At 72.3% G+C, this 23,280-nt stretch carries 22 protein-coding genes; 6 read left to right on the forward strand and 16 right to left on the reverse strand.

Annotated elements, in window-relative coordinates; all coding sequences use genetic code 11:
- Window positions 1-51 precede the first annotated feature (51 nt).
- From ACFWZH_RS08845 to ACFWZH_RS08855, 3 genes are all read right to left on the reverse strand, one after another.
- On the reverse strand, window positions 52-750 hold the full coding sequence (locus ACFWZH_RS08845; RefSeq protein WP_384427181.1) for a DUF4097 family beta strand repeat-containing protein: 699 nt from the start codon (window positions 748-750) through the stop codon (window positions 52-54).
- A gap of 151 nt (window positions 751-901) precedes the next feature.
- Window positions 902-1,969 carry an aldose epimerase family protein gene (locus tag ACFWZH_RS08850; RefSeq protein ID WP_384427183.1) on the reverse strand — a complete coding sequence of 356 codons (1,068 nt, stop codon included), beginning with the start codon at window positions 1,967-1,969 and terminating at the stop codon, window positions 902-904.
- A gap of 90 nt (window positions 1,970-2,059) precedes the next feature.
- Entirely contained in the window at window positions 2,060-2,971 is a 912-nt protein-coding gene (locus ACFWZH_RS08855; RefSeq protein WP_384427185.1) for an SGNH/GDSL hydrolase family protein, read from the reverse strand.
- 323 nt (window positions 2,972-3,294) lie between these two features.
- Here ACFWZH_RS08855 and ACFWZH_RS08860 point away from each other — a divergent pair, with 323 nt between their 5' ends.
- Entirely contained in the window at window positions 3,295-3,789 is a 495-nt protein-coding gene (locus tag ACFWZH_RS08860; RefSeq protein ID WP_384427187.1) for a DUF3145 domain-containing protein, read from the forward strand.
- Between the two features lie 270 nt (window positions 3,790-4,059).
- The gene (locus ACFWZH_RS08865; protein ID WP_384427189.1) at window positions 4,060-4,986 is read left to right on the forward strand and encodes an NAD(P)-dependent oxidoreductase; all 927 of its coding nucleotides are present in this window, start codon (window positions 4,060-4,062) and stop codon (window positions 4,984-4,986) included.
- A 72-nt stretch (window positions 4,987-5,058) separates the two neighbouring features.
- Here the strand turns inward: ACFWZH_RS08865 and ACFWZH_RS08870 are convergent, their stop codons facing one another.
- The 5 genes from ACFWZH_RS08870 to ACFWZH_RS08890 form a co-directional block, all read right to left on the reverse strand.
- Window positions 5,059-6,345, reverse strand: a complete 1,287-nt coding sequence (locus tag ACFWZH_RS08870) for a beta-ketoacyl-[acyl-carrier-protein] synthase family protein (RefSeq protein WP_384427190.1) — start codon at window positions 6,343-6,345, stop codon at window positions 5,059-5,061.
- Between the two features lie 77 nt (window positions 6,346-6,422).
- Window positions 6,423-6,671, reverse strand: coding sequence for an acyl carrier protein (locus ACFWZH_RS08875; protein WP_016572342.1), 249 nt, complete (start codon window positions 6,669-6,671; stop codon window positions 6,423-6,425).
- 105 nt (window positions 6,672-6,776) lie between these two features.
- A complete protein-coding gene (locus ACFWZH_RS08880; protein ID WP_384427192.1) occupies window positions 6,777-7,823 on the reverse strand; it encodes a ketoacyl-ACP synthase III in 1,047 nt (348 codons plus the stop codon).
- 13 nt (window positions 7,824-7,836) lie between these two features.
- Entirely contained in the window at window positions 7,837-8,802 is a 966-nt protein-coding gene (locus tag ACFWZH_RS08885; RefSeq protein ID WP_384427194.1) for an ACP S-malonyltransferase, read from the reverse strand.
- An 89-nt stretch (window positions 8,803-8,891) separates the two neighbouring features.
- On the reverse strand, window positions 8,892-10,076 hold the full coding sequence (locus tag ACFWZH_RS08890; protein WP_384427195.1) for a PucR family transcriptional regulator: 1,185 nt from the start codon (window positions 10,074-10,076) through the stop codon (window positions 8,892-8,894).
- 58 nt (window positions 10,077-10,134) lie between these two features.
- Between ACFWZH_RS08890 and ACFWZH_RS08895 the strand changes: the two genes are divergently transcribed.
- Complete coding sequence (locus ACFWZH_RS08895; protein WP_384427197.1) at window positions 10,135-10,806, forward strand: pirin family protein; 672 nt, start codon at window positions 10,135-10,137, stop codon at window positions 10,804-10,806.
- Window positions 10,807-10,861: 55 nt separating this feature from the next.
- Here ACFWZH_RS08895 and ACFWZH_RS08900 read toward each other — a convergent pair whose 3' ends face one another.
- Entirely contained in the window at window positions 10,862-11,683 is an 822-nt protein-coding gene (locus ACFWZH_RS08900; protein ID WP_384427199.1) for a serine hydrolase domain-containing protein, read from the reverse strand.
- A gap of 150 nt (window positions 11,684-11,833) precedes the next feature.
- On the opposite strand from ACFWZH_RS08900, the gene ACFWZH_RS08905 reads away from it, so the two are divergent.
- Together ACFWZH_RS08905 and ACFWZH_RS08910 are read left to right on the forward strand one after the other, a co-directional pair.
- A complete protein-coding gene (locus ACFWZH_RS08905) occupies window positions 11,834-12,316 on the forward strand; it encodes a MerR family transcriptional regulator (protein WP_384427201.1) in 483 nt (160 codons plus the stop codon).
- Window positions 12,317-12,323: 7 nt separating this feature from the next.
- On the forward strand, window positions 12,324-13,340 hold the full coding sequence (locus ACFWZH_RS08910; RefSeq protein WP_384427203.1) for an aldo/keto reductase: 1,017 nt from the start codon (window positions 12,324-12,326) through the stop codon (window positions 13,338-13,340).
- A gap of 182 nt (window positions 13,341-13,522) precedes the next feature.
- Here ACFWZH_RS08910 and ACFWZH_RS08915 read toward each other — a convergent pair whose 3' ends face one another.
- The 7 genes from ACFWZH_RS08915 to ACFWZH_RS08945 form a co-directional block, all read right to left on the reverse strand.
- Window positions 13,523-14,761 carry an acyltransferase gene (locus tag ACFWZH_RS08915; protein WP_384427205.1) on the reverse strand — a complete coding sequence of 413 codons (1,239 nt, stop codon included), beginning with the start codon at window positions 14,759-14,761 and terminating at the stop codon, window positions 13,523-13,525.
- 68 nt (window positions 14,762-14,829) lie between these two features.
- The gene (locus tag ACFWZH_RS08920; RefSeq protein WP_384427207.1) at window positions 14,830-15,996 is read right to left on the reverse strand and encodes an alpha/beta hydrolase; all 1,167 of its coding nucleotides are present in this window, start codon (window positions 15,994-15,996) and stop codon (window positions 14,830-14,832) included.
- A 146-nt stretch (window positions 15,997-16,142) separates the two neighbouring features.
- Window positions 16,143-16,820 carry a response regulator gene (locus ACFWZH_RS08925; protein ID WP_384427209.1) on the reverse strand — a complete coding sequence of 226 codons (678 nt, stop codon included), beginning with the start codon at window positions 16,818-16,820 and terminating at the stop codon, window positions 16,143-16,145.
- A complete protein-coding gene (locus ACFWZH_RS08930) occupies window positions 16,817-18,211 on the reverse strand; it encodes a sensor histidine kinase (protein ID WP_384427211.1) in 1,395 nt (464 codons plus the stop codon). Before ACFWZH_RS08930 ends, ACFWZH_RS08925 begins: the two co-directional genes overlap by 4 nt.
- Before the next feature lie 135 nt (window positions 18,212-18,346).
- The gene (locus tag ACFWZH_RS08935; protein ID WP_384427213.1) at window positions 18,347-19,228 is read right to left on the reverse strand and encodes a DUF4429 domain-containing protein; all 882 of its coding nucleotides are present in this window, start codon (window positions 19,226-19,228) and stop codon (window positions 18,347-18,349) included.
- Window positions 19,229-19,427: 199 nt separating this feature from the next.
- Window positions 19,428-20,642, reverse strand: coding sequence for an alpha/beta hydrolase (locus ACFWZH_RS08940; RefSeq protein ID WP_384427215.1), 1,215 nt, complete (start codon window positions 20,640-20,642; stop codon window positions 19,428-19,430).
- 212 nt (window positions 20,643-20,854) lie between these two features.
- A complete protein-coding gene (locus ACFWZH_RS08945; RefSeq protein WP_384427217.1) occupies window positions 20,855-21,514 on the reverse strand; it encodes a TetR/AcrR family transcriptional regulator in 660 nt (219 codons plus the stop codon).
- A 115-nt stretch (window positions 21,515-21,629) separates the two neighbouring features.
- Here ACFWZH_RS08945 and ACFWZH_RS08950 point away from each other — a divergent pair, with 115 nt between their 5' ends.
- Entirely contained in the window at window positions 21,630-23,231 is a 1,602-nt protein-coding gene (locus ACFWZH_RS08950; protein WP_384427219.1) for an MFS transporter, read from the forward strand.
- Window positions 23,232-23,280: the final 49 nt, after the last annotated feature.

Here is a 23,280-nt window from a genome sequence, read left to right on the forward strand (position 1 = left end):
CAGGGGCGCCCCCGCCACCCGGTCATGAGACCGCCGCCTTCATCGCCCCGGTCACGATGTCCTCACCGACACGTTCCCGCCGCTCGTCCGCGCCGTCACCTTGTGCCCGGACTTCGGGTCCGTCGGCACGGAGACCTTGCTGGTGCCGCCGCTGGTCGTGGCGTCCACCGCGTAGGTGCCCTTCGGCAGACGGATGGTCACATTGCCGCCGCTGGTCCGCCCCGAGACCTCGTCGGGCGCCGCGTCCAGCGCGACGTCCACATCACCGCCGCTGGTCTTCACCTCCGTCGAACGGGAGGTGGAGTCCGTGACGGTGATGTCACCGCCGCTGGTCTCCGCGGTGATCCGGCCGGCGGCCCCCCGGATGGTGATGTCGCCGCCGCTGGTGTGCAGATCTATCGAGGCGTCACGCGGCAGCAGCACGCGGTAGTCCACCTCGCACTTGCGCCCCATGCCGCAGTCCTCGGCCTTCAGCGTCAGCCGGCCGTCCTTGACCTTGTGCTCGGGCGTCGGCTTGCGGTCGTTGTAGCGGTATCTCTCGCGCACCTTGACCGACCCTCCGGCGGCGACCGGCACCACCTCGATGTCCCCGCCGTGCGTGGTCGCCGACAGCGCGGTGACCTTGCCGTCGACCGAGTACGTGCGCTCCGCCTCCTTCGTCGGGCCGAAACCCGACAGCGAGCAGCCGGTCACCAGCGCGGTCAACGCCGCACAGGACAGGACGAGATGAGGAACGCGGAGGCGGGCCATGGTGACGAGTTCTCCCGGGTCAGGCGACGGTCGGAGCGGATCGGAACCGATCACAGCCCATCTTCGGCCTTCGCCACCCCTCGGTCGTCGCCGTACGGTATGACCTTGCCGTCACCGCACGGTATGACACCCCCCTAGGGGACCTCCGCCCTCAGGCGGCCCCCGTGCCGGCCCGGCGTGGCCGGACCGAGAACCCGTACACGGTCTCCGAGCGGTAGCCCGCGCCGGGACGCAGGACCGTGCTGGGGAAGTCCGGGCGGTTGGGGGAGTCCGGGAAGTGCTGGGTCTCCAGGGCGAGACCGGCCGCCGGGCCGTAGGGGACCCCTGAGGTGCCGGTCAGGGTGCCGTCGAGGTGGCCGGCGGTGTAGAGCTGCAGGCCGGGCTCGGTGGTGGCCAGCTCCAGTGCCCGGCCGGAGCGCGGGTCGTACAGCTCGGCGACCTTGCGCGGCTGCTCGCTCACCCCGCCGTCGAGCGCGAAGTTGTGGTCGTAGGCGCCGTCCACCGCCCGTGCCGCACGGAAGTCGAAGCGGGTGCCGGCGACCTCGACGGGCGCGCCCGGCAGCGGAATGCCGGTGCCGTCGACGGGCGTGTACCGCGACGCCGCCAGCCGCAGCTCGTGCCCGGTGGCGCTGCCGCTGCCGTCGCCGCCCAGATTGAGATAGGTGTGGTTGGTGAAGCTGACGACCGTCGGAGCGTCGGTCCGCGCGCGGTAGGCGATCCGCAGCGCCGAGCCGTCCCGCCCCGGGGAGAGGGTGTACGTCACGCGCACGTCCAGGGTGCCGGGGAAACCCTCCTCGCCGTCCGGGCTGACCCGGTGCAGCTCCACCCCGCCGTCGACCTCCCGGGCGTCCCACACCACCCGGGAGAAGTTCCCCGGCCCGCCGTGCAGGCTGTTGCGCCCGTCGTTCGCCGTCAGCGGGTACGTCCTGCCGTCGAGCGCGAACCGCGCCCCGGCGATCCGGTTGGCGTACCGCCCGACCAGCGCCCCAAAGTACGACCCGCCGTGCGCGACGTACGAATCGAGATCGGCGAAACCGAGCGCCAGCTGCGCCGTCGTCCGGTCCCGGTCCGGGGCCTCGACGCTCTGGACGATCCCGCCGTACGTCAGCACCCCCACCCGCAGTGCGTCCGCCCCGGAGCCGGTCTGAAGGGTCCAGCGGTCGACCCGGGTGCCGTCGCCCAGCGTGCCGAAGGGTTCCCTGCCGACCTGCGTGTTCATGGCCGCGAGCCTATGCCCGGCGGGCCGTCCGGCGCCCTCCGGGGACCGCGGACGGCTACCGTGGCGGGTCCGGGGCGTGTCCGTCCCGGGCTACGACTGCCTGCGGGTGATCACCCGGAACGCCAGCTCCGCGAGTTCCCGCTGCCCGCGGGCGCCCGGATGGAACCAGTCCCAGGTGCTCAACTCCCGGTCGGTGAAGCGGTAGTCGAAGACCGAGCCGTCGAACCGGCACAGCGGATCCTTGCCGCACACCTCCGCCAGCGCCGAGTTGTACGCGACCACCCGCGCCCGGACCTTCGCCCGCCGGTCCTGTGCCGACTTCGTCAGATCGTCCGGGTCGCGCAGCATCGACCCGCAGATCCCCAGCTTCCACACTTCCTTGCCGAGTGGGTTCTTACGGCCCTCGGACCACAGTCGCAGCAGATCCGGCACCGCCGCGACGTACACCTGGGTGCGCGGCAGGGCGCGCCGCAGGGACGCCAGGGACCGCGTGAAGTCGGCCCGGAAGGCCGCCTCCGGGGTCATCGCGCCCACGCTGCGGCGGCAGGCGTCGTTCGCGCCGATCAGGACCGTGACCAGTTCGGGCTTGCGCCGGACGGCCGCGGCGACCTGGTCGGGCAGATCGCTCATCAGCGCGCCGGTCTTCGCGAAGTTCCAGCTGTGGGTGGTGGGGTGGGCGCCCAGCCGCCGGGCCAGGCTGTCGACCTTGGGGTCGGTGCCGGTGGCCCAGGAGACCTCGGGGCAGTCGGAGAGCACCGTGCAGGCGTCGAAGCCGACGGTGATCGAGTCGCCGAGCGCCGCCAGCGAGGCGGGGTCGGTCCGCCAGGTGGGCGCCTGCTTGGCCCGCTGATTGCCCGATGCGCCGGAGTGCGGGGCGGAGCCGCCGCCGGCACTACAGGCGGCCAGGGTGATCAACAGGGTGCCAGCGGCGGCTACGGTGCGTGAGATTCTCAGGCCCAGGCGGCTGCGCCGGGGGCGAAAGGGCCGATCGATCTGCGTCATCCCCTGTCCCCTCCGGCGTGCGAGTGATATCTCTTCGGGTACCGACGGTACGTCACCCTTTCGCCTGGCACTGCGCGGTAGCTTTGCCCCGTGCCTGCCGGGCGGTGACCCAAAGTGGCAAGTGCAGTCGGCACAGACAAATTACATCACGTCATTTCCTGTCCCTTTTGCGGCAAATTCAGTCCAATGGTGTTTACTGTAGGTCACCTCGCATGCTGGTGCCGAAGTGATCACTGGGGCAGAATGGCAACTGTCCCGGCCGCAACCGGAACGGGCACGAGGCCGCTGGGGAAGGCGAACCTCGAACCGCACTGGAGGTCCCGGTGACGACACGTGGAGTTCTGTACGTCCACTCCGCTCCGCGCGCGCTGTGCCCGCACGTCGAATGGGCAGTGGCGGGCGTCCTCGGTGTGCGCGTCAACCTCGACTGGATCCGCCAGCCGGCGTCTCCGGGCACGTGGAGAGCCGAGTTCTCCTGGCAGGGCGAGGTCGGTACGGCCTCCAAACTGGCCTCCGCGCTGCGCGGCTGGCATCTGCTGCGCTTCGAGGTGACCGCGGAACCCTGCTCCACCGCCGAGGGCGAGCGCTACAGCTCCACCCCCGACCTGGGCATCTTCCACGCCGTCACGGGCATCCACGGCGACATCCTGATCCCCGAGGACCGGCTGCGCGCCGCGGTCGCCCGCTCCGCGCGCGGTGAGACCGAACTGGCCGCCGAGGTGGCCAAACTCCTCGGCAAGCCCTGGGACGACGAACTGGAGCCGTTCCGGTACGCGGGCGAGGGCGCCCCCGTGCGCTGGCTGCACCAGGTCGTATGAGGAGTGCGGCGCCGGTGCGTTGCCTGCCCCGGGTCGTCTGAGGAGTGAGCGCTGGTGCGCTGCCTGCCCAGGGGGTCGTATGAGGAGTGCGGCGCCGGTGCGTTGCCTGCCCCGGGGTCGTCTGAGGACTGAGGCGCTGGTGCGCTGCCTGCCCCCGGTCGTCTGACGCCCGCTCGGTACTCCCCCGACACGCCGCGGCCGTGGGCATCGGCGCGGCCGCATGGCGCCCGCCCTTGCCTTGGAGCCCGCTCCAGCCTCTAGCGTGCCGCCATGACCGACAGCAACTCTTCCGACACCCCCTCAGTGGCGGTGCTCGGCACCGGAATCATGGGCACGGCGATGGCCCGCAACCTCGCCAGGGCCGGACTGGAGGTCCGCGCCTGGAACCGCACCCGCGCCAAGGCCGAGCCGCTGGCCGCCGACGGGGTCCGGATCGCGGACACCCCCGCCGACGCCGTGGACGGCGCCGAGGTGGTCGTGACCATGCTGCGCGACGGGGACGCCGTCCTCGACGCGCTGCGGCAGGCGGCACCGGCGCTCGGGGCCGGTGCGGTGTGGCTCCAGACGAGCACGGTGGGCCTCCAAGGGGTCGCCCCGCTCGCCCGGTTCGCCGGCGAGCACCGGCTGCGCTTCGTCGACTGCCCGGTCCTGGGTACCAAGGCGCCAGCGGAGAAAGGCGAGTTGGCGATCCTGGCGGCCGGCCCGCAGGACCTGCGCGAGCGCGCCGGGCAGGTCTTCGACATCGTCGGGAGCGCCACCCACTGGGTCGGCGAGGACGCCGCGAGCGGGGCCGCCAGCCGCCTCAAGCTCGTCGTCAACAGCTGGGTGCTGACCCTCGTCAACGGCACGGGGGAGGCTCTCGCGCTCGCCGAGGGGCTCGGGGCCGACCCGCGCGACTTCCTCGCCGTGGTCGCCGGCGGGGCGCTCGATGTGCCGTATCTGCGGCTGAAATCCGAGCTGATCCTGTCCGGGAACTACCCTGCGAGCTTCACGGTGTCCGCGGCCCGCAAGGATGCCCGGCTCATCACCGGGGCGGCCCGGGACGCCGGCGTACGGATGGACCTGGCGGCGGCGGCCGCCGAGCGCTTTCGCCGGGCCGAGGAGCAGGGCCACGGCGACGAGGACGCCGCGGCCGCGTACTTCGCGAGCTTCGAAGGCCGGGACCTGCCCCAGGGGCCGGGAGGGGACCGGGCCTGAGGACGCGCCAAGGGCCCGCCCGGTGTGGTTCACCGGGCGGGCCCTTGGCTCAGGTGCGAGGTGTCGTCCGCGTCAGACCGTGCGGAAGGCGAGCACGACGTTGTGGCCGCCGAAGCCGAACGAGTCGTTCAGGGCCGCGATCCGGCCCTCGGCGGGCAGCTTGCGGGCCTCGCCGCGGACGACGTCCGCGTCGGCCTCCGGGTCGAGCTCCTCGACGTTGATCGTCGGCGGAGCCGTCCGGTGGTACAGCGCCAGGATCGAGGCGACCGTCTCGATACCGCCGGCACCGCCCAGGAGGTGACCGGTCATCGACTTCGTGGCGGAGACCGCCATGTGGTCGGTGTCGTCGCCGAAGACCTTGCGCAGCGCCTTCAGTTCGGCCAGGTCGCCCTGCGGCGTGGAGGTGGCATGCGCGTTGACGTGCATGATCTCCGCCGGGTCGAGGTCGGTGTTGTCGAGGAGGTTCTGCAGCGCGTGCGCGATGCCGTTGCCGGACGGCTCGGGCTGCACGATGTCGTGGCTGTCGGCGGAGATGCCCTGGCCGACCGCCTCGGCGTAGACCTTGGCGCCGCGCTTGGCGGCGTGCTCGGCGGACTCCAGGACGATGACGCCGGCGCCCTCACCCATGACGAAGCCGTTGCGGGCGGTGTCGAAGGGACGCGAGGCGCCCTGCGGGTCGTCGTTCGACTTCGACATCGCCATCATGTTGCCGAACGCGGCGATCGGCAGCGGGTGGATGGCCGCCTCCGTACCGCCCGCGACGACGATGTCGGCGCGGCCCGTACGGATCATCTCGATGGCGTAGCCGATCGCCTCGGAGCCGGACGCACAGGCGCTGACCGGGGTGTGCACACCCGCGCGGGCGTTCACGTCCAGGCCGACGTTGGCGGACGGGCCGTTGGGCATCAGCATCGGCACCGTGTGCGGGGAGACGCGGCGTACGCCCTTCTCCTTGAGCACGTCGTACTGGCCGAGCAGGGTGGTCACACCGCCGATGCCGGAGGCGATGACGGTGCCGAGCCGGTCGGGGTTGACCGAGCCCGCCTCGCCGGCCGCCTGGTCGGGTTCACCGGCCTTGGCGGTGAAACCGGCGTCGGCCCAGGCCTCGCGGGCGGCGATCAGGGCGAACTGCGCCGAGCGGTCCAGCTTGCGGGCCTGCGCCCGGGGGAGGACCTCCGACGGGTCGACGGCCGCCTGCGCGGCGATGCGGACGGGCATGTCGGCGGCCCAGTCCTGGTCGAGGGTGCTGACACCGGAGCGTCCGGCGAGCAGTGCCTCCCACGTCGAAGCGCTGTCGCCACCCAGCGGTGTGGTTGCGCCGATACCGGTGACGACCACGGTGCGATTGGTCGCGTTCACGGGAATTCTTACTCCACGGGTAGAGGGGTCTGAATCGACGGCGCCACCGCCAGGTGGCGACATGCGCGGGAGCTGGATCAGCTCTGGTGCTTGAGGATGTAGTCGGTCGCGTCGCCGACCGTCTTGAGGTTCTTGACGTCGTCGTCGGGGATCTTCACGTCGAAGCGCTCTTCGGCGGCGACGACCACCTCGACCATGGACAGCGAGTCGACGTCCAGGTCGTCGGTGAAGGACTTGTCCACCTGGACGTCCTCGGTCGGGATGCCGGCGATCTCGTTGACGATCTCGGCGAGACCCTTGACGATCTCTTCCTGAGTGGCGGCCATGATGGCGCTCCTTCGGTCATTTTAAGGGGAAACTGCGTTACTTGTGGTGAAGGTCCGTGCGGCGGCCGACACGTCCGAGGACGTGCGGTGCTGCGCAGATCTTGCCTAGGGGAGGGTAACGACCGTCGCGGCGTAGACGAGACCCGCCCCGAAGCCGATGACCAGCGCGGTGTCGCCGCTCTTGGCCTGCCCGGTCGCCAACAGCCGCTCCATGGCGAGCGGAATGGAGGCTGCCGAGGTGTTGCCGGTGGTCTCCACGTCGCGGGCGACCGTCACGCTCTCCGGCAGCTTCAGAGTCTTCACCATCGAGTCGATGATCCGCATGTTGGCCTGGTGCGGGATGAAGACGTCCAGGTCGTCCGGGCTGACTCCGGCCGCCTCCAGCGCCTGCTGGGCGACCTTCGCCATCTCGAACACCGCCCACCGGAAGACCGCTTGGCCCTCCTGGGTGATGGCGGGGTACCGGATCTCCTCCAGGGCGGGGCGCGCTTCGGGCCCGTCGCCCCCGGGGAGCGGGGTGGAGCGGTAGACGTCCCAGCCGAGGGTCTGCTTGATGGTCTCGGACTTGTCGCCCTCCGAACCCCAGACCGTCGGGCCGATCGCCGGCTCCTTGGCCGGGCCGACGATCACCGCGCCGGCGCCGTCGCCGAAGAGGAAGGCCGTCGCGCGGTCCTCCAGGTCGGTCAGGTCCGACAGCCGCTCGACGCCGATGACCAGGACGTGCTCCGCGCTGCCCTCGGTCACCAGACCCTTGGCCAGGGTCAGCGCGTAACCGAAGCCCGCGCAGCCCGCCGAGATGTCGAAGGCGGCCGGCTTGCCGGCGCCGATGCGGTGCGCGATCTCGGTCGCGATGGCCGGGGTCTGCTTGAAGTGCGAGACGGTGGAGACGATCACGGCGCCGATCTGCTCGGGCGTGATGCCCGCGTCGGCGATCGCCTTGCCGGACGCCTCGATCGACATGGTCGCGACGGTCTCGTCGGGGCCCGCCCAGTGGCGGGTGGCGATGCCGGACCGTGAACGGATCCACTCGTCGGACGAGTCGATGTGCTTGAGGATCTCCTCGTTCGGCACGACACGGGTCGGGCGGTAGCCGCCGACACCCATGATGCGCGCGTACGGGACGCCCTTGGAGGGCTTGATCTTCGAGGTCATGCGCTTCGGACTCCTATTCGGCCGGTGCAGAGCCTGCTGCGGAGACGACCGATCCCGCTTCGGCGATCAGTGTGCGGGCCGCGTCGAGGTCGTCGGGCGTCTTGAGGGCGAGGGTCCGCACTCCGGGCAGCGCACGCTTGGCCAGACCGGTGAGCGTACCGCCGGGGGCGGCCTCGATGAGCGCGGTGACGCCGAGCTCCTTGAAGGTCTCCATGCACAGGTCCCAGCGCACGGGGTTGGCCACCTGGCCGACCAGGCGCTGCACCAGCTCCTGACCGGAGGAGACCAGCTGCCCGTCCTTGTTGGAGACGTAACGCGTGTGCGGATCGGCGACCGAGAGCTGGGAGGTCGCCGATTCCAGGGCCGAGACGGCAGGTGCCATGTGGTGAGTATGGAACGCGCCGGCGACCTTCAGCGGTACGACCCGGCGAGTGCCCTCCGGCTTGTTCTCGACCAGTGCGGCGATCTGCTCGGCGGTGCCCGCGGCGACGATCTGGCCGGCGCCGTTCACGTTCGCCGGGGTCAGGCCCAGCTGCTCCAGATGCGGGATGACGACGGCCTCGTCGCCGCCCAGCAGGGCGGCCATGCCGGTCTCGGTGACGGCGGCGGCCTCGGCCATCGCCTGGCCGCGCCGGCGCACCAGCGTCATCGCGGCCGCGTCGGAGACCGTGCCGGTCAGCGCGGCGGCGGCGAGCTCACCGACGCTGTGGCCGGCCGCCGCGCCGACCTGTGCGGCGAAGTCGTCGGCCGTCGCGAACAGCTGGCGGGCGGAGATCAGGGCGGAGGCCACCAGCAGCGGCTGGGCCACCGCGGTGTCGCGGATCTCCTCCTCGCCGGCCTTCGTTCCGTAGTGGACCAGGTCCAGGTCGATGGCAGCCGACCACTCACGGAGCCGGTCTTCGACACCGGGGAGGTCGAGCCAGGGAGTCAGGAAGCCGGGCGTCTGAGCGCCTTGGCCGGGAGCGACGAGTACGAGCACCCTCACACTCTCTCTTGTGGGTGGTTCCGCCCGCCCGTGGGGACAAGGACGAAGAACCATCGGGGTAATTGTTGGTCTCCGACAAAAGTCTAGGGTTGCGCCTCACCGTCAGCCAGACGCCCCAGAATCAGCGCGATACGGAGCGTGAACGCCGAGCGCACATCGGAGGGCGACCAGCCGGTGACGTCCGTCACACGTCGGAGCCGATAGCGCACGGTGTTGGGGTGGACGAAGAGCATACGGGCGGCGCCCTCCAGGCTGCTCGCCTGCTCCAGATAGACGCTCAGCGTCTCCAGGAGCGCGGACCCCGCCTCCTCCAGCGGTCTGTAGATCTCCTCCACCAGCTGGTCCCGCGCCACCGGGTCCGAGGCCATCGCGCGCTCCGGCAGCAGGTCGTCCGCCAGGACCGGGCGCGGGGCGTCCGGCCAGGCGGCGCAGGCCCGCAGCCCGGCGGCCGCGGCCTGCGCGGACCGGGTCGCGGCCAGCAGGTCCGAGACCACCGGACCGGCCACCACCGGACCGGCCGCATACGGACCGATCAGCGCCTTCGCCGCCTTGAGCGGGTTGTCCGAGCCGCCCGCGATCACCACCAGGCGGGAGCCCAGCACGCCGGTGAGGACCTGGAGCTTGGCGTGCCGGGCCGCCCGCCGGATCGCCTCCACGGTCAGTTCGCTGTCCCCGTCCGGGGCGGTGCCCAGCACCACGCACACATGCTCGGGGGAGTTCCAGCCCAGCGCCGCCGCCCGCGAGACCGCGCCCTCGTCGGCCTCCCCCGACAGCACCGCGTTGACCACCAGCGACTCCAGGCGGGCGTCCCACGCGCCGCGCGCCTCGGCCGCCTGGGCGTACACCTGGGCGGTGGCGAAGGCGATCTCGCGGGCGTAGACCAGCAGCGCCTCACGCAGCACCGACTCGTCCCCCGGGGCCGCGACCTCGTCGATGGCCGCCTCCATGACCTCGATGGTCGTGCGGACCATCTCCACGGTCTGGCGCAGCGTGATCGCCCGGGTCAGCTCGCGCGGCGCGGTACCGAAGACATCGGTGCTGATCGCCTGCGGGGTTTCCGGATGCCGGAACCATTCGGTGAAGGCGGCGATGCCGGCCTGGGCGACCAGGCCGATCCAGGAGCGGTTCTCCGGGGGCATCGCGCGGTACCACGGCAGCGTGGCGTCCATGCGTGCGATGGCCGCGGCGGCCAGTTTGCCGGACGAGTTCTCCAGGCGCCGGAGGGTCGCGGAGTGCGGGTGCGCGTCGCGCGATGCGGGTTCAGACACGGGACAAGCCTGCACTATCGGGGCGGGGAGGTGAGGGGGCGGGGGCTACGGTGGGCCGATGATTGAGGTGCGCAGGGGCGCGGAACGCTATCGGGGCGGCGATCCGGACGCCGGGATCGAGTCGCTGCACGCGTTCTCGTTCGGGCCCCACTTCGACCCGGACAATCTGCGCTTCGGCGCGCTGATCGCCTGCAACGAGGAGCGGTTGGCGGCCGGCGCGGGCTTCGACGAGCATCCGCACAGCGACACCGAGATCGTGACCTGGGTGATCGAGGGTGAGCTGACTCACCGCGACTCGGCCGGCCACGAGACCACCGTACGCCCGGGCGATCTCCAGCGGCTCAGCTCGGCGGGCGGCGTACGGCATGTGGAGCGCAACACGTCCGGCCGGCCGCTGCGCTTCGTCCAGATGTGGCTGGCGCCGACCGAATTCGGCGGGGAGCCGTCGTACGAGGTGGTGCGCGGCATCGCCGACGGCACTCCGTACGCGGTCCCGCGGGCCGGCGCCCTGCTGCACCTGCGTCGGCCGGCCGACGGTGAGCGCACCGCGGTCCCGGATGCCGCACGGGCGTATGTGCACGTCGTGCGGGGTGCCGTACGCCTCGGCGGGCAGGAGCTTGGGGCGGGCGACGCGGCCCGGATCACCGACGGGGCCGGTCTGGAGCTGACGGGGCTGGCCGCGTCGGAGTGCCTGGTGTGGGAGATGACGGCGGAGCCCCGTTACGGGTGAGGCGGGTGTGCGGGCACCGGGCGCCCGGTGCCCGCACCCGGTGACGCGAGGGGCGTCAGGCCGGCCGGGCCAGCTCGGTCAGCACCGCGTCGGTCAGCTTCGGCCAGACCTCGACGGCCCACGGGCCGAAGGCCCGGTCGCTCAGCGCCACACAGGCGGCCCGCGCGTCGGGGTCCACCCACAGGAACGTTCCGGACTGCCCGAAGTGCCCGAATGTGCGGGGTGAGGACAGCGCGCCGGTCCAGTGCGGCGACTTGCCGTCGCGGATCTCGAAGCCCAGCCCCCAGTCGTTGGGCTTCTGATGGCCGTAGCCCGGCAGTACACCCGTCAGACCGGGGAAGACCACCTGCGTCGCCGCCGCGAGCGTCTCGGGCGCGAGCAGTCGCGGCGCCTGGAGCTCGGCCGCGAAGCGGATCAGGTCGGCGACCGTGGAGACGCCGTCCTTGGCGGGCGAGCCGGCCAGCTCGGTCGCGGTCATGCCGAGCGGTGCGAGCACCGCCTCGTGCAGATACTGCGGGAAGGGGATGTCGGTGGCCTTGGCGATGTGGTCGCCCAGCGCCTCGAAACCGGCGTTGGAGTAGATCCTGCGGGTCCCCGGTGCGGCCATCGCCCGCTGCTCGTCGAAGGCCAGCCCCGAGGTGTGCGCGAGCAGATGGCGCACCGTGGAGCCCTCGGGCCCGGCCGGTTCGTCCAGCTCGATCGCGCCCTCCTCGATGGCCAGCAGCGCGGCGTACGCGGCCAGCAGCTTGGTCACCGACGCGAGCGCGAACCGCTGCTCCAGGGGCCCGTACGAGCCGGCCACCACCCCGTCGGCTCGTACCACGGCGGCCGCGGCGGTGGGCACCGGCCAGTTCTCGATCATCCGGAGGCTCTGCATGCGCACGAGCCTAACGGTCCCAAATTCCGGTCAAGTCTGGGTGTGATCGGCGCTTGCTTGGAGTGCGCTCCAAGTCTCTAGCGTTGAGGACGTCGAGAGGGATCCGGCGAGAGAGCCGGGCGATATCCGGCGAAACAGGGGAGACGGGGCATGACGGTGACGCAGAGCGAGCCGGTCGCGAGCGGCGCGGCCGGCGGACTGCCGACGAAGGTGCGGGACTGCGGAACCGCGCCACCCCACCCGCGCCCGGCCGGCCGGGACCAGTACACGATCAGCGAGGTGGCCGACCACACCGGGCTCAGCGCCCACACCCTGCGCTGGTACGAGCGGATCGGCCTGATGCCGCACGTGGACCGCACGCACACCGGGCAGCGCCGCTTCACCAACCGCGATCTGGACTGGCTGAGCCTGGTCACCAAGCTGCGGCTGACCGGTATGCCGGTCGCGGACATGGTCCGCTACGCCGAGCTGGTGCGGGCCGGCGAGTCCACCTTCGCCGAGCGGGAGCACCTGCTGACCGCGCACCGCGAGGACGTGCGGCAGCGGATAGCGGAGCTGCAGAGCACGCTGGACGTACTCGACTACAAGATCGATATCTATGCCGACGCCCGGCGGGCGTCCGAGAGGTTCTGAGGCCCCCATGAGCAGCAAGAAGATCGAAACGGTCGAGCTGGGCACCGGCGGTCCCCGGGTCGGGGTGCAGGGCCTCGGCTGCATGGGCATGAGCTTCGCCTACGGACCCACCGACGCCGACGAGGCGCGGGCCACGCTGGAGCGCGCGCTGGAGCTGGGCGTGACGCTCTACGACACCGCCGACATGTACGGCATGGGGGAGAACGAGAAGTTCATCGCCCCGTTCGTCCAGGCGCACCGCGACGAGATCGTGCTCGCCACCAAGTTCGCGATATCGCTCGACCCGGACGACCCGACCAAGCGGATCATCCGCAACGACCGGGCCTACATCCGCCAGTCCGTCGAGGGCAGCCTGCGGCGCCTGGGCGTGGACGAGATCGACCTGTACTACATGCACCGGCGGGATGTGCGGGTCCCCATCGAGGAGACGGTCGGCGCGATGGCCGAGCTGGTCGCCGAGGGCAAGGTCAAGCACCTCGGGCTGAGCGAGGTCACCGGCTCCGAGCTGCGCGCGGCCCAGGCCGTGCACCCGATCGCGGCGCTGCAGTCCGAGTGGTCGCTGTTCAGCCGGGACATCGAGGAGGGTGTGGTGCCGGCGGCCGCCGAGCTCGGCGTCGGCCTGGTCGCCTACTCGCCGCTCGGCCGGGGCTTCCTGACCGGTGCGTTCGTCAGCGCCGACAAGGAGCTGAGCGCGGACGACTTCCGCCGCCACCAGCCGCGGTTCACCGGCGACAACGCGGCCGCCAACGCCGCGCTGCTGGCGCCGATCCGCAAGATCGCCGAGGCTCGCGGCGCGACGCTCGGCCAGATAGCGCTGGCCTGGGTGCAGCAGCAGGCCGCGGCGCAGGGCCTGGCCGTCGTCCCGATCCCCGGCACCCGCAAGCGCATCCGCGTCGAGGAGAACACCGCCGCGACCCGCATCCAGCTGACCGAGCAGGAGCTGGCCCTGCTGGAGCCGATCGCCGCGGAGGTGGCGGGGCCGCGCTACGCGGACATGTCGTTCACGTCGGCGGGGCGGGACTAGGGGCTGCCCGAGGGGGCCCGGCCGGAATCACTCTCCGCTCGGCCCCGGCCGGAAATACCTTCCGCGCCCGCCGCGTTGTGGCCCCGCAGGGGGCGCTCGCATCCCCTAAGGGATGTGTTCGCCCACCCCCTGCGGGCCACCCCCACGACCCCCACCCCACTCACCCACCCCGCCCCCCGCCCCTACGCCACCCCCAGCGCGAAGAGCGCGAACCCGGCGGCCAGGACCCCCACGAGCGCCCGCCGGGCCCGGGTGACGCCGGTCCAGGGCGCCTCGAAGCGACGGGTCGTCCGCGCGATCAGCAGCAGGGCCGCGGCGAAGACCGGCAGCCAGGCGACCCGGGCCACGAGCCAGCCGAGCGTGTCGGGCGCGATGGTCAGCCCCGGTACCGGGCCCAGGAAGGACGCGGGCACGGCCGCCGACAGCAGCGCCGTCTGATGCCAGCACAGGATCGTCATCGCGGAGAGGTTGATGATCACCACCGGCGCCCACAGCGCCGGTCGGCGCAGGATCCGCGCGAGCCGGTCGCGGAGCAGGATCGCGGCGCCCGACTGTGCCGCGGCCAGGGCCAGGACCAGCAGCGACGGCGGATGGGAGTTCGTGCGGTCCTGACCGGGGACGCCGACCATGCTCGCGGGGTAGTCGAAGCACAGCAGCAGTACGGCAAACAGCGCGGTCCCGCCGAGCAGCAGTGCCCACGCGGCGCGTCTGCCGAGCCGCCGCTCACCCCAGCAGACCCCGAGCTGGTAGGCGAACATCCAGCCGGGGAGCAGGTTCAGCAGGCTCAGCCAGGACGGCATGTCCGGCGCGGCCGGCCCGTAGCGCAGAAAGTCCACCGCCGCCACGGCCGCCGCCAGCGGCGCCGCGGCCCAGGCGCCCGTCCGCCGTGCCGCGCGAACGCAGTACGGCGTCAGCGCGGTGATCACCGCGTAGACGCCGACGAACCACAGCGGCTGGATCACCAGCGTCGCCCCGGTCCGCAGCGTCGCCTCCGGCACGCCCAGGCCGTGCAGCAGCGGCGCCAGCGTCGCCCACATGGCCGTCACACCCAGGACCGGGCGGCCCAGCCGGACCAGCCGGCCGCGCAGCCAGCCGCCGGCGGACCCGCCCCGCGCCGTGGCGCGCCGGAAGGACAGCACCGAGGCGTAGCCGCCGACCAGGAAGAAGATGCCGAGCATCTGCAGCACCCAACTGGCGGGCGCGAGAAAGCCGAAGGAGGTCAGCGGACTGGCGTTGTGCAGCGCGCCGTCGGCGTCGAGGGTGAACCCGCCGAGCAGCCAGTGGCCGACGGGTACGGCGAGCAGCGCCAGCGCGCGCAGACCGTCGATCGCCCGGTCGCGGTCCGCCGGGGTGCGTTCCTCGATCGCGCGGACGGCCTTGCGGGCCGCGCCGCCGAGGGCTGCCGGGAATGCGGTGTCCATGAGGCGTCCTTGAGTCCGTGAACCGGTGAGGTGAGCAGCGGTGAAGGGGCCGAGGGGCGGGCGCGGCGTCAGCGCACGTCGCCGTAGCGGCCCAGCACGATGGCCGCGAAGCTCTGCAGGGAGTCGGTACCGGGCGCGAGGTAGCCGGTGTGGCCCTCGGCCCGTTCGGCGGAGACGCGGCGGGCGCCGAACGCGGGGTCGGTGGGGTCCGTGCCGTGCCCCAGGCCCAGCAGCTGCACGTGCGGGACGTCGCCGATCCAGTCCGAGGCGTCCCGCGCCGCCCACACCCGGGCCGGGCCGTGCAGTTCCGCCACGCTGTCCTGGCGCATACCGGGGGAGCCGAACACGATCAGGTCGGCTATCGGGCCGCGGCCCGGCAGCGGTGCCGCCAGCCCGCAGACCACCGAGCCGTAGCTGTGGCACAGCACGGTCGGTGCCGGGGCCTCGACGGCCGCCAGCCCGGACAGGAAGCGGGCCAGCCGCGGCGCACCGGCCTCGGCGAGCCGCCCGGTGGCGGCGTCCGGACCGAGGCCGACCGGGGTGGTGTACCCGACCCAGGCGATGACCGCGGTACGTGTGGTGGGCGCGTCGGTGGCCAGCTGCGCCCGCAGCGACCCGGCCATCCCGGTGGGCGTGCCGTACGGGTCCCGCGCGCGGTCGAACGAGGCCAGGTCGATGTCCGAGCCCGGCACGATCACCGCGGTGCGTTCGGCATGCGTCAAGTCACCGTGCACCTCGGCCACTTGGCCGCGGCCGCGCGGGTCGAAGGCGAGGATCCGGCGGCCGGGCGCGAGCAGCGCGGCGCAGCGGTCGGCCGCCTTCCGGGCCTGCCGGTGGTCCTCCAGGGTGCCGGCCGGGTCGGTGCTGCGGGCCAGCTGGCGGCTGCGTTCCGCCTTCAGGGCGAGGGAGTTGGCCTTGTACCGCAGGGCGAGGGGCGCACCGTCGAGGTTGCCCACGGTGAGCGGGTGCCGGGCGGCCAGAGCGTGCTGCTGGGTACCGGTCAGCGAGGCGAAGAAGCGGGCGATCTCGGCCGGTTGCGCGCTCGCCGGGTCCGGCAGCCGGACGCCGAGGGTGTGGTCGGCGCGCCAGGCGGCGGCGCCGGGCGCGGGGCCGGTGACGGCGGTCTGTGCGGTACCGGCCGCCCAGCCGCCGGTGCCGGCGGCCACGGCGACCGCGAGCGCGGCGCCGATGAGCGCGCGCCTGCTGCGTCGAACGGCGGTGCGCAGCACGGACATGGTGGTGTCTCCCTCTCCCGTTGGTGTGGCGGAGGGAAACGTAGGAAGCGGGTGGGTGACGCGGCGTCACACCGGGGCGCCAACTCCCGGGTGATACCGGAGTAGGGGGTGCGGGCCGCCCCTCGTCCTCGGGGAGGAGGGCGCTGTTACCGGTCCCCGGGGGCCACCAGTCCCGACTCGTACGCGAAGATCACGGCCTGTGCCCGGTCCCGCAGCTCCAACTTGGCGAGCACCCGGCCGATATGGGTCTTCACGGTCTGCTCGGCGAGGATCAGCGCATCGGCGATCTCCTGGTTCGACAGCCCCCGGGCGATCAGCTCCAGCACCTCCGTCTCCCGCGGGGTCAGGCCGTTCAGCCGGAGCGAGGAGCGGTCCTTGCGGGGCGCCGGCCGCCGGGCGAAGTCGGCGATCAGCCGCCGGGTCACGGACGGTGCCAGCAGCGCCTCACCGGCCGCCACGACCCGGACCGCGGAGATCAGATCGGCCGGCGGGGCGTCCTTGAGCAGGAACCCCGAGGCACCCGCGCGCAGCGCTTCGTAGACGTAGTCGTCGACGTCGAAGGTGGTCAGCATCAGCACCTTGGGACGGTGGGTGACGCCGATGGGCGGATCGAGCAGCCGGCGGGCCGCCTCCAGTCCGTCCATCTCCGGCATCCGGACGTCCATCAGCACCACATCGGGGTGCGTCCGGCGGCTCAGCTCCACCCCCTGCGCCCCGTCCGGCGCGTCGCCCACCACGTCGATGTCGCTCTGCGCCGCGAGCAGCGCGGCGAACCCCGCGCGCACCATGGCCTGGTCGTCGACGATGATCACGCGGGTGGTCATACGGAGTCGGCATCCTTCGTGGGGAGGGCGGTGGTCGAGGGGGGCGGCGGCGAGGAGAGCGGGAGTTGAGCGGCGACGCGGAAGCCGCCGTCGGGCAGCGGACCGGTGTCGAGCGAGCCGCCCACCAGGCGCACCCGCTCGCGCATACCGACCAGGCCGTGGCCGGTTCCGGTGGTCTCCAGCGGCTCGGACGGCGCGGACGGCGCGGAGTTGACGACCAGCAGCGTCAGCCGCGAGCCGTCCGCGGTGGTCGTCACCGACACCCGGGTCCGCGCGCCCGGGGCATGCCGCACCACATTGGCCAGCGCCTCCTGCACGATGCGGTACGCCGACAGGTCCACGGCCGGTTCGGGCGCCACCGCTTCGTCGGGCAGCGTCAACTCGACCGGCACCCCGGCCCGTACGGTCGCCTCGACCAGCTTCGGCAGCATGCCGATACCGGGCTGCGGAGCCTTCTCCGGGCCGCCCCGGCGCTCCGTCTCCTCGCTGCGCAGCACCCCGAGCAGTCGCCGCATCTCCGCCAGTGACTCCCGGGCGGTCGCCGCGATCGAGGCGAACTCCTCCTGGGCCTCCTGGGGGATGCCGCCGATGCGGTACGGGGCGCTGTCGGCCTGGACCGTGATCACCGACATGTGGTGGGCGACGACATCGTGCAGTTCACGGGCGATACGGGTGCGTTCCTCCAGCAGGGTCCGGCGGGCGCGCTCGGCCTCGCTGATGGTCTCCTGCTCGATCAACTTCCGCTGGGCGTCGCCCCGTTCCCGCAGTGTGGCGCCCATCAGCAGCATCACGCCGGTGAGTACGAACAACAGCACCCAGGTGCTCTGGCTGCCGTCGGGGGCGGTTGGCTCCAGCAGGACGCCCGCCGCCCCGGTCGTCAGCCAGACGGCGATCAGGGTGCGGCGGCGCTCGCGCAGCGACAGCGCCAGCATCAGCACGAGATAGCCGACGATCGCCGTCGGCGGCCAGGGCCAGGCGCGGCCGGTGACGCCGTCGGCGACGGCGAGGACCAGGGCGCTCACCACGTCCGCCGCGAAGATCACCCACCAGGCCTGCAGCGGTCGGCTGACCGCGAGCAGCAGCGGCACCGTCTGCGCGGTGGCGAGCGCGCCGGCCAGGCCGCTGTTCATGCCGTAGTCGTTGCCGAGGACATTGATGGTCGACGGCAGCAGCGACGCCATGAAGGCGAACGCCACGAGGTAGGGGACGCCGCGCAGCCAGCCGCTCTGGACGTTGCCGAAGAGCGGAGCGCCGGGCTCCGTGGGATTGCCGAGTTCGGTGGCGAGGACGCGCAGCGCCTGCCGCGCGGTGCGCAGTGCCCTCGTACGGAGCGGCTCGCGCTCGGCGCCGCGGGCCGGTTCGGGGGGCGGGGGCAGGGATCGTCCGTTCATCGCGGAGTCAATGTAAACGGAACGTGGCTGCCGGGGCGTCATACCGTGGTGCGGGCCTGCACCCCGTACCACGGTATGAGTCCGGTGTCCGGCACCGGCACGGGGTGCTGCCCGGAGCCGGCCGGCGGCCCTGTCTCACAGCTCCGCCAGCAGCTCGGCCTTCTTCGTGCTGAACTCGTCGTCCGTCAGCAGCCCGGCGTCGTGCAGCTCGCCGAGGTGGCGTATCCGGTCCGCGATGTCCGCCGGATCCCGGCGCGCGTCCCCGGTCCGCCGGCGCACCGGCTCGCCGTCCGGCGTCTCCTGCGCCGGGTCGGCGGCGCGTACGGCCTGCAGCACCGCGGCCGCGAACGGCAGCGACTCGTGGACGGGGCCGTACCCCAGGCCGAACACCACGGCGGCCGGGTCCTGGTCCGCCTCGCCCGCTCCCGGGTCGCGGGCCCCGCGCTCCAGCAGCCGCAGATGGCCGTTGAAGATCTCCGGCGAGCGCCACTCCACACCGGCCAGCTCGCCGACCGGGAAGGTCTGGTCGCCGCGCTTCCACTTCGCCGACGACGCCCCCGTCCAAAACCAGCGGAAGGCGACCGACCGGCCGTCGAAGGACGCCTTGCCGTCGTACGCCTTGAAGTGCAGCGGAGGCGCCGGCGCGGTCACCAGATGGCGGTCGGCGGGCTCCTTCGCGTCGGGGCTCAGCGCGGTGCGCAGCTCGTCGGCGTAGTACTCGGCGAGCGTCTCGCGCTCGGCCGGCAGCACCAGACGGTAGGGATCGGCGTCCTCTTTGAGCTGCCCGGCCGCCGCCTCCATCAGCGGATCGGCGCCGTGTCGGGGCACGGCGTGCAGCACCACCGTGCCACGTCTTCCCTCGGTCACCTCGACAGCGCTCAGCGCCTCGTACGGAATGCGTCGCTCGCCGAGCGCCTGGAACAGCTTCGGCCTGCGGATCCCCCGTTCGAAGCGGATGAGTACGGAGTCGGTGTCGAACTCCCAGACGGCGTGAAAACCGGCCAGCACATCACCCATGCGGCTCATCGTATGCGGGCGGTCGCCCGCCCGTCCCCCTTCCGCACACCTGACGCAGTCGGCGTGTCACGCCCCGCGACCGCCGGCTTCGTCTCTTGTCCCGTGGACGCCCCCGTCACGGGGGCGGTTCCCGCAGGCAGGGCCCGTCCCCGGGCGCCGGGCCCTGCCTGCGGCCGCCGGCTGTGGCGCGGTCCGGCCCTCAGACCAGATCCGTGCTGCACTGCGGATCGGCGGAGGCACAGTCCACCGAGTTGATCGCACCGACCCCGACCAGCGCGAAGTTGCGCAGGCTGCGGGTGCCGGGCGTGAAGTAGCCGGCGTGCCCGACGGCGCCGTCGGCCGACAGGATCCGCGATCCGAAGGCCGGGTCGACCGGGTCGGCGCCGTGGCCGAGCCCGCCGACCTCCAGGTACGGCACGTCCTGGATCCAGTCGTCGGAGTCCCGCATCGCCCAGACCCGGGCGTGGGTGTCCAGGCCGGCGCGGCTGCCGGCCCGCATACCGGGGCTGCCCGCCACCGCGATGTCCCCGACGTTGGCCGGCAGGTCCCGGGCGGCGACGCCGCACACCACGGAGCCGTAGCTGTGGCAGAACAGCGAGACGGAGTCGGCCGACGGCAGCGACTTCACCAGGGCGCGCAGCCGGACCGCGCCGGCTTCGGCGAGCTGCCCGGTGGCGGCCTCGACGCCCAGCCCGGACGGCGAGGTGTAGTCGGCCCAGGCGATCACGGCGGTACGCGTGTCCGGGGCGGCTTCCCGCTCGGCGCGGTAGAGGGCGTGGGCCATGCCGACGGGGGCGCTGGTCGCCCGCGCGGTGCGCTCGAAGGTCGCGAGGTTGGTGTCCACACCGGGCACCACGACCGAGACCCGCTCCGCGCGCGGGAGGTTGCCGAAGACCTCGGCGGCCCGGCCGCCGTAGGCCGGGTCGAAGGCCAGGATCTGCCGGCCGGGGCTCATCAGCGATTCGAGGCGGTGCATCAGCCGGCCCGCTTCCTGGCGGCCGACGGGCGTGAGCCGGTGGTCGGTCATGCGCTTCTTCTCGATCGCCCGGGCGTCGTCGATCGCCATCCGGTTGGCGTGGTAGCGCAGGGCGACGGGGGCGCCGCCCATGTTGCCGACGGCCAGGGGGAAGCGGGCGGCGAGCTGCTGCTGCTCGGCGCGGCCGAGGGTGGCGAAGAAGGCCCGGAGCGCGGCCGGCGAGCCGTTGGGGTCGGGCAGCGGGCGCCCGAGGAAGGTGGCGTGCTTCCAGGCGGCCTTGGCGGTGGCCAGCGGGTTGGCGTCCTCCTTGGTTCCTCTGATGGCCGTCCAGCCGGTCATGGCAAGCATCACGAACACCACCACCAAGGCGAGTGCCGCGCGCCAGGCGGTGGACTGCAGGAAACCGGAGGAGGGGCCGAGGCCCGGGAAGGAATTCACCGCGAGCCACCCTAGGAGACGCGGCAGGTCGGCTGGTCCGGCCGTGAGTGATCTCACGTTTCACGCTGGGTATTTCGACCAAAACGGACACGAGTTGTCGAAATCCGGTGCTCAGCCGTGCAGGAGCGGTCTCATGGGGAGATTAATGGGTTGCGCGGTGGCCGGCGGTGGTTACCCAGGGTTGCCGGTGCGGGCGGCGGGCCGGGGCGCCCTCAGCGGCGCGTCCGCCAGTCGTCGTCGATCGCCGGCCCGATGTGGTCCAGGTAGGACTGGGTCAGCTCACGGATGGCCGTCACGCTGCAGTCCTGGCCCTCGCCCCAGACCTTGCCCGCCACCCGCATCACTCCGCTGAACGCGGCGACCAGCACCCGCGGCCGCGGATCGGTGTCCACGTCCAGCCCCTCGCGCCGGGCGATCAGCCGCGCTATCTGCTCCTCCAGCTCGGAGGAGCGTCGCAGGTGCACGGCGACCAGCGCCGGCGTCGACTCGATCATCTGGTACGAGCGCATGTGCAACTCCACCGGGATCACCGACTCGATGGCGCTGCCGATGTCGTCCCAGGCGGCCATCACCGCGCTGCGCAGCGCGGTCAGCGGGGCCTCCGTCGCCGGCCGCGCGCCCAGCTCCTCGATGAAGCGGGCCTCGACCATCTCCGGGACGGCGAAGACGACGTCTTCCTTGTTGGCGAAGTACCGGAAGTACGTGCGCTGGGAGACGTCCACCGCCTCCGCGATCTCGTCGATCGTGGTCGCCTCGTACCCCTGCTCTGTGAACAGCTCCAGGGCCGCGCGGATCAGCGCGTCGCGGGTGCGCTGCTTCTTGCGTTCGCGCAGGCCGCCTACGGGAGCCGTCTGCGGCGTCGGGGTCGCCATCCTGCGCCGCCTTTCCGTGGAGTTCGCGCTGCTCAGATTACCTGTGAGGGAGATGACAGTTACCGACTCATGAATTGCTTTGTCAACTGTCAGTGGCTGACATTAGTGTCGTCGTATGAGTACTCAGACCCCGGTCGCCGACGCCGCGCCGGAACTTCCCGTACCGGAGCCCCCCAAGGGGCTGCGAGGCCATCCGTGGCTGACTCTTTTCTCCGTCGCCATCGGCGTGATGATGGTCGCCCTGGACGGCACGATCGTCGCGATCGCCAACCCGGCCATCAAGCAGGACCTCGGCGCCTCGCTCGCCGACGTGCAGTGGATCACCAACGGCTACATGCTCGCCCTGGCCGTCTCGTTGATCACGGCGGGCAAGCTCGGTGACCGCTTCGGCCACCGCCAGACCTTCCTGATCGGCATCCTCGGCTTCGCGGCGGCCTCCGGCGCCATCGGGTTCTCCCACGAGGTCGCCCTCGTCATCGTCTTCCGTGTGCTGCAAGGGCTGTTCGGCGCGCTGCTGATGCCCGCCGCGCTGGGACTGCTGCGCGCCACCTTCCCGGCCGAGAAACTCAACATGGCGATCGGCATCTGGGGCATGGTCATCGGCGCCTCCACCGCCGGCGGCCCGATAGTCGGCGGACTGCTGGTCGAGCACGTCAACTGGCAGTCCGTGTTCTTCATCAACGTCCCGGTCGGTGTGCTGGCCCTGGTCCTGGGCCTGGTGATCCTCAAGGACCACCGCGCCGAGAACGCCCCGCGCTCGTTCGACATCCCCGGCATCGTGCTGCTCTCCGGAGCGATGTTCTGCCTCATCTGGCCGCTGATCAAGGCGACGGAGTGGGGCTGGGGCGACATGAAGACCTGGGGCTTCCTGATCGGCGCAGTGGTCCTCTTCGCGCTGTTCGCCGTCCTGGAGACCAAGGTGCGCGAACCGCTCATCCCGCTGCGGATGTTCCGCTCGCTGCCGCTGACGGCCGGCACGGTCCTGATGGTGCTGATGGCCTTCGCCTTCATGGGCGGCCTGTTCTTCGTGACGTTCTACCTCCAGAACGTGCACGGCATGACCCCCGTGGACAGCGGCCTGCACCTCCTCCCGCTCACGGGCATGATGATCGTCGGCTCGCCGCTCGCCGGCGCGCTGATCACCAAGCTCGGCCCGCGCATCCCGCTGGTCGGCGGCATGGTCCTGACCGCCGTCGCGATGTACGGCATGTCCGGGCTGGACACCGACAGCACCACGGGCCCGATGTCCCTGTGGTTCGCCCTGCTCGGCCTGGGCCTCGCCCCGGTCATGGTCGGCGCCACCGAGGTCATCGTCGGTAACGCCCCGCTGGAGCTCTCCGGTGTCGCCGGCGGTCTCCAGCAGGCCGCGATGCAGGTCGGCGGCAGCCTCGGTACGGCCGTGCTCGGCGCGGTGATGGCCTCCCGCGTGGACAGCGAGCTGCCGGGCAACTGGCAGTCGGCCGGTCTGCCGCCGGTCCCGCCGGCCAAGGCGTCCGAGCTGTCCGACGCCGTCTCGGCCGGTATCGCACCGATCCCCAAGGGCACCCCGCCGGAGTTCGCCCAGAAGATCACCTCCGCCGCCCATGACACCTTCGTGTCCGGCATGGGCCTGGCCTTCACGGTCGCCTGCGGGGTAGCGGTCCTCGCGGCCGTCGTCGCGATCTTCACCAAGCGCGGCGCCAACGCCGAGGCGGGCGCCGGCGTCGGCCACATCTGACCGGTTTCCCTGCCACGTCGCCGCGGCGCGCGGCCCGCCCCGAAGACGC

The organism is Streptomyces sp. NPDC059008, assembly GCF_042749045.1.
GTDB lineage: Bacteria > Actinomycetota > Actinomycetes > Streptomycetales > Streptomycetaceae > Streptomyces.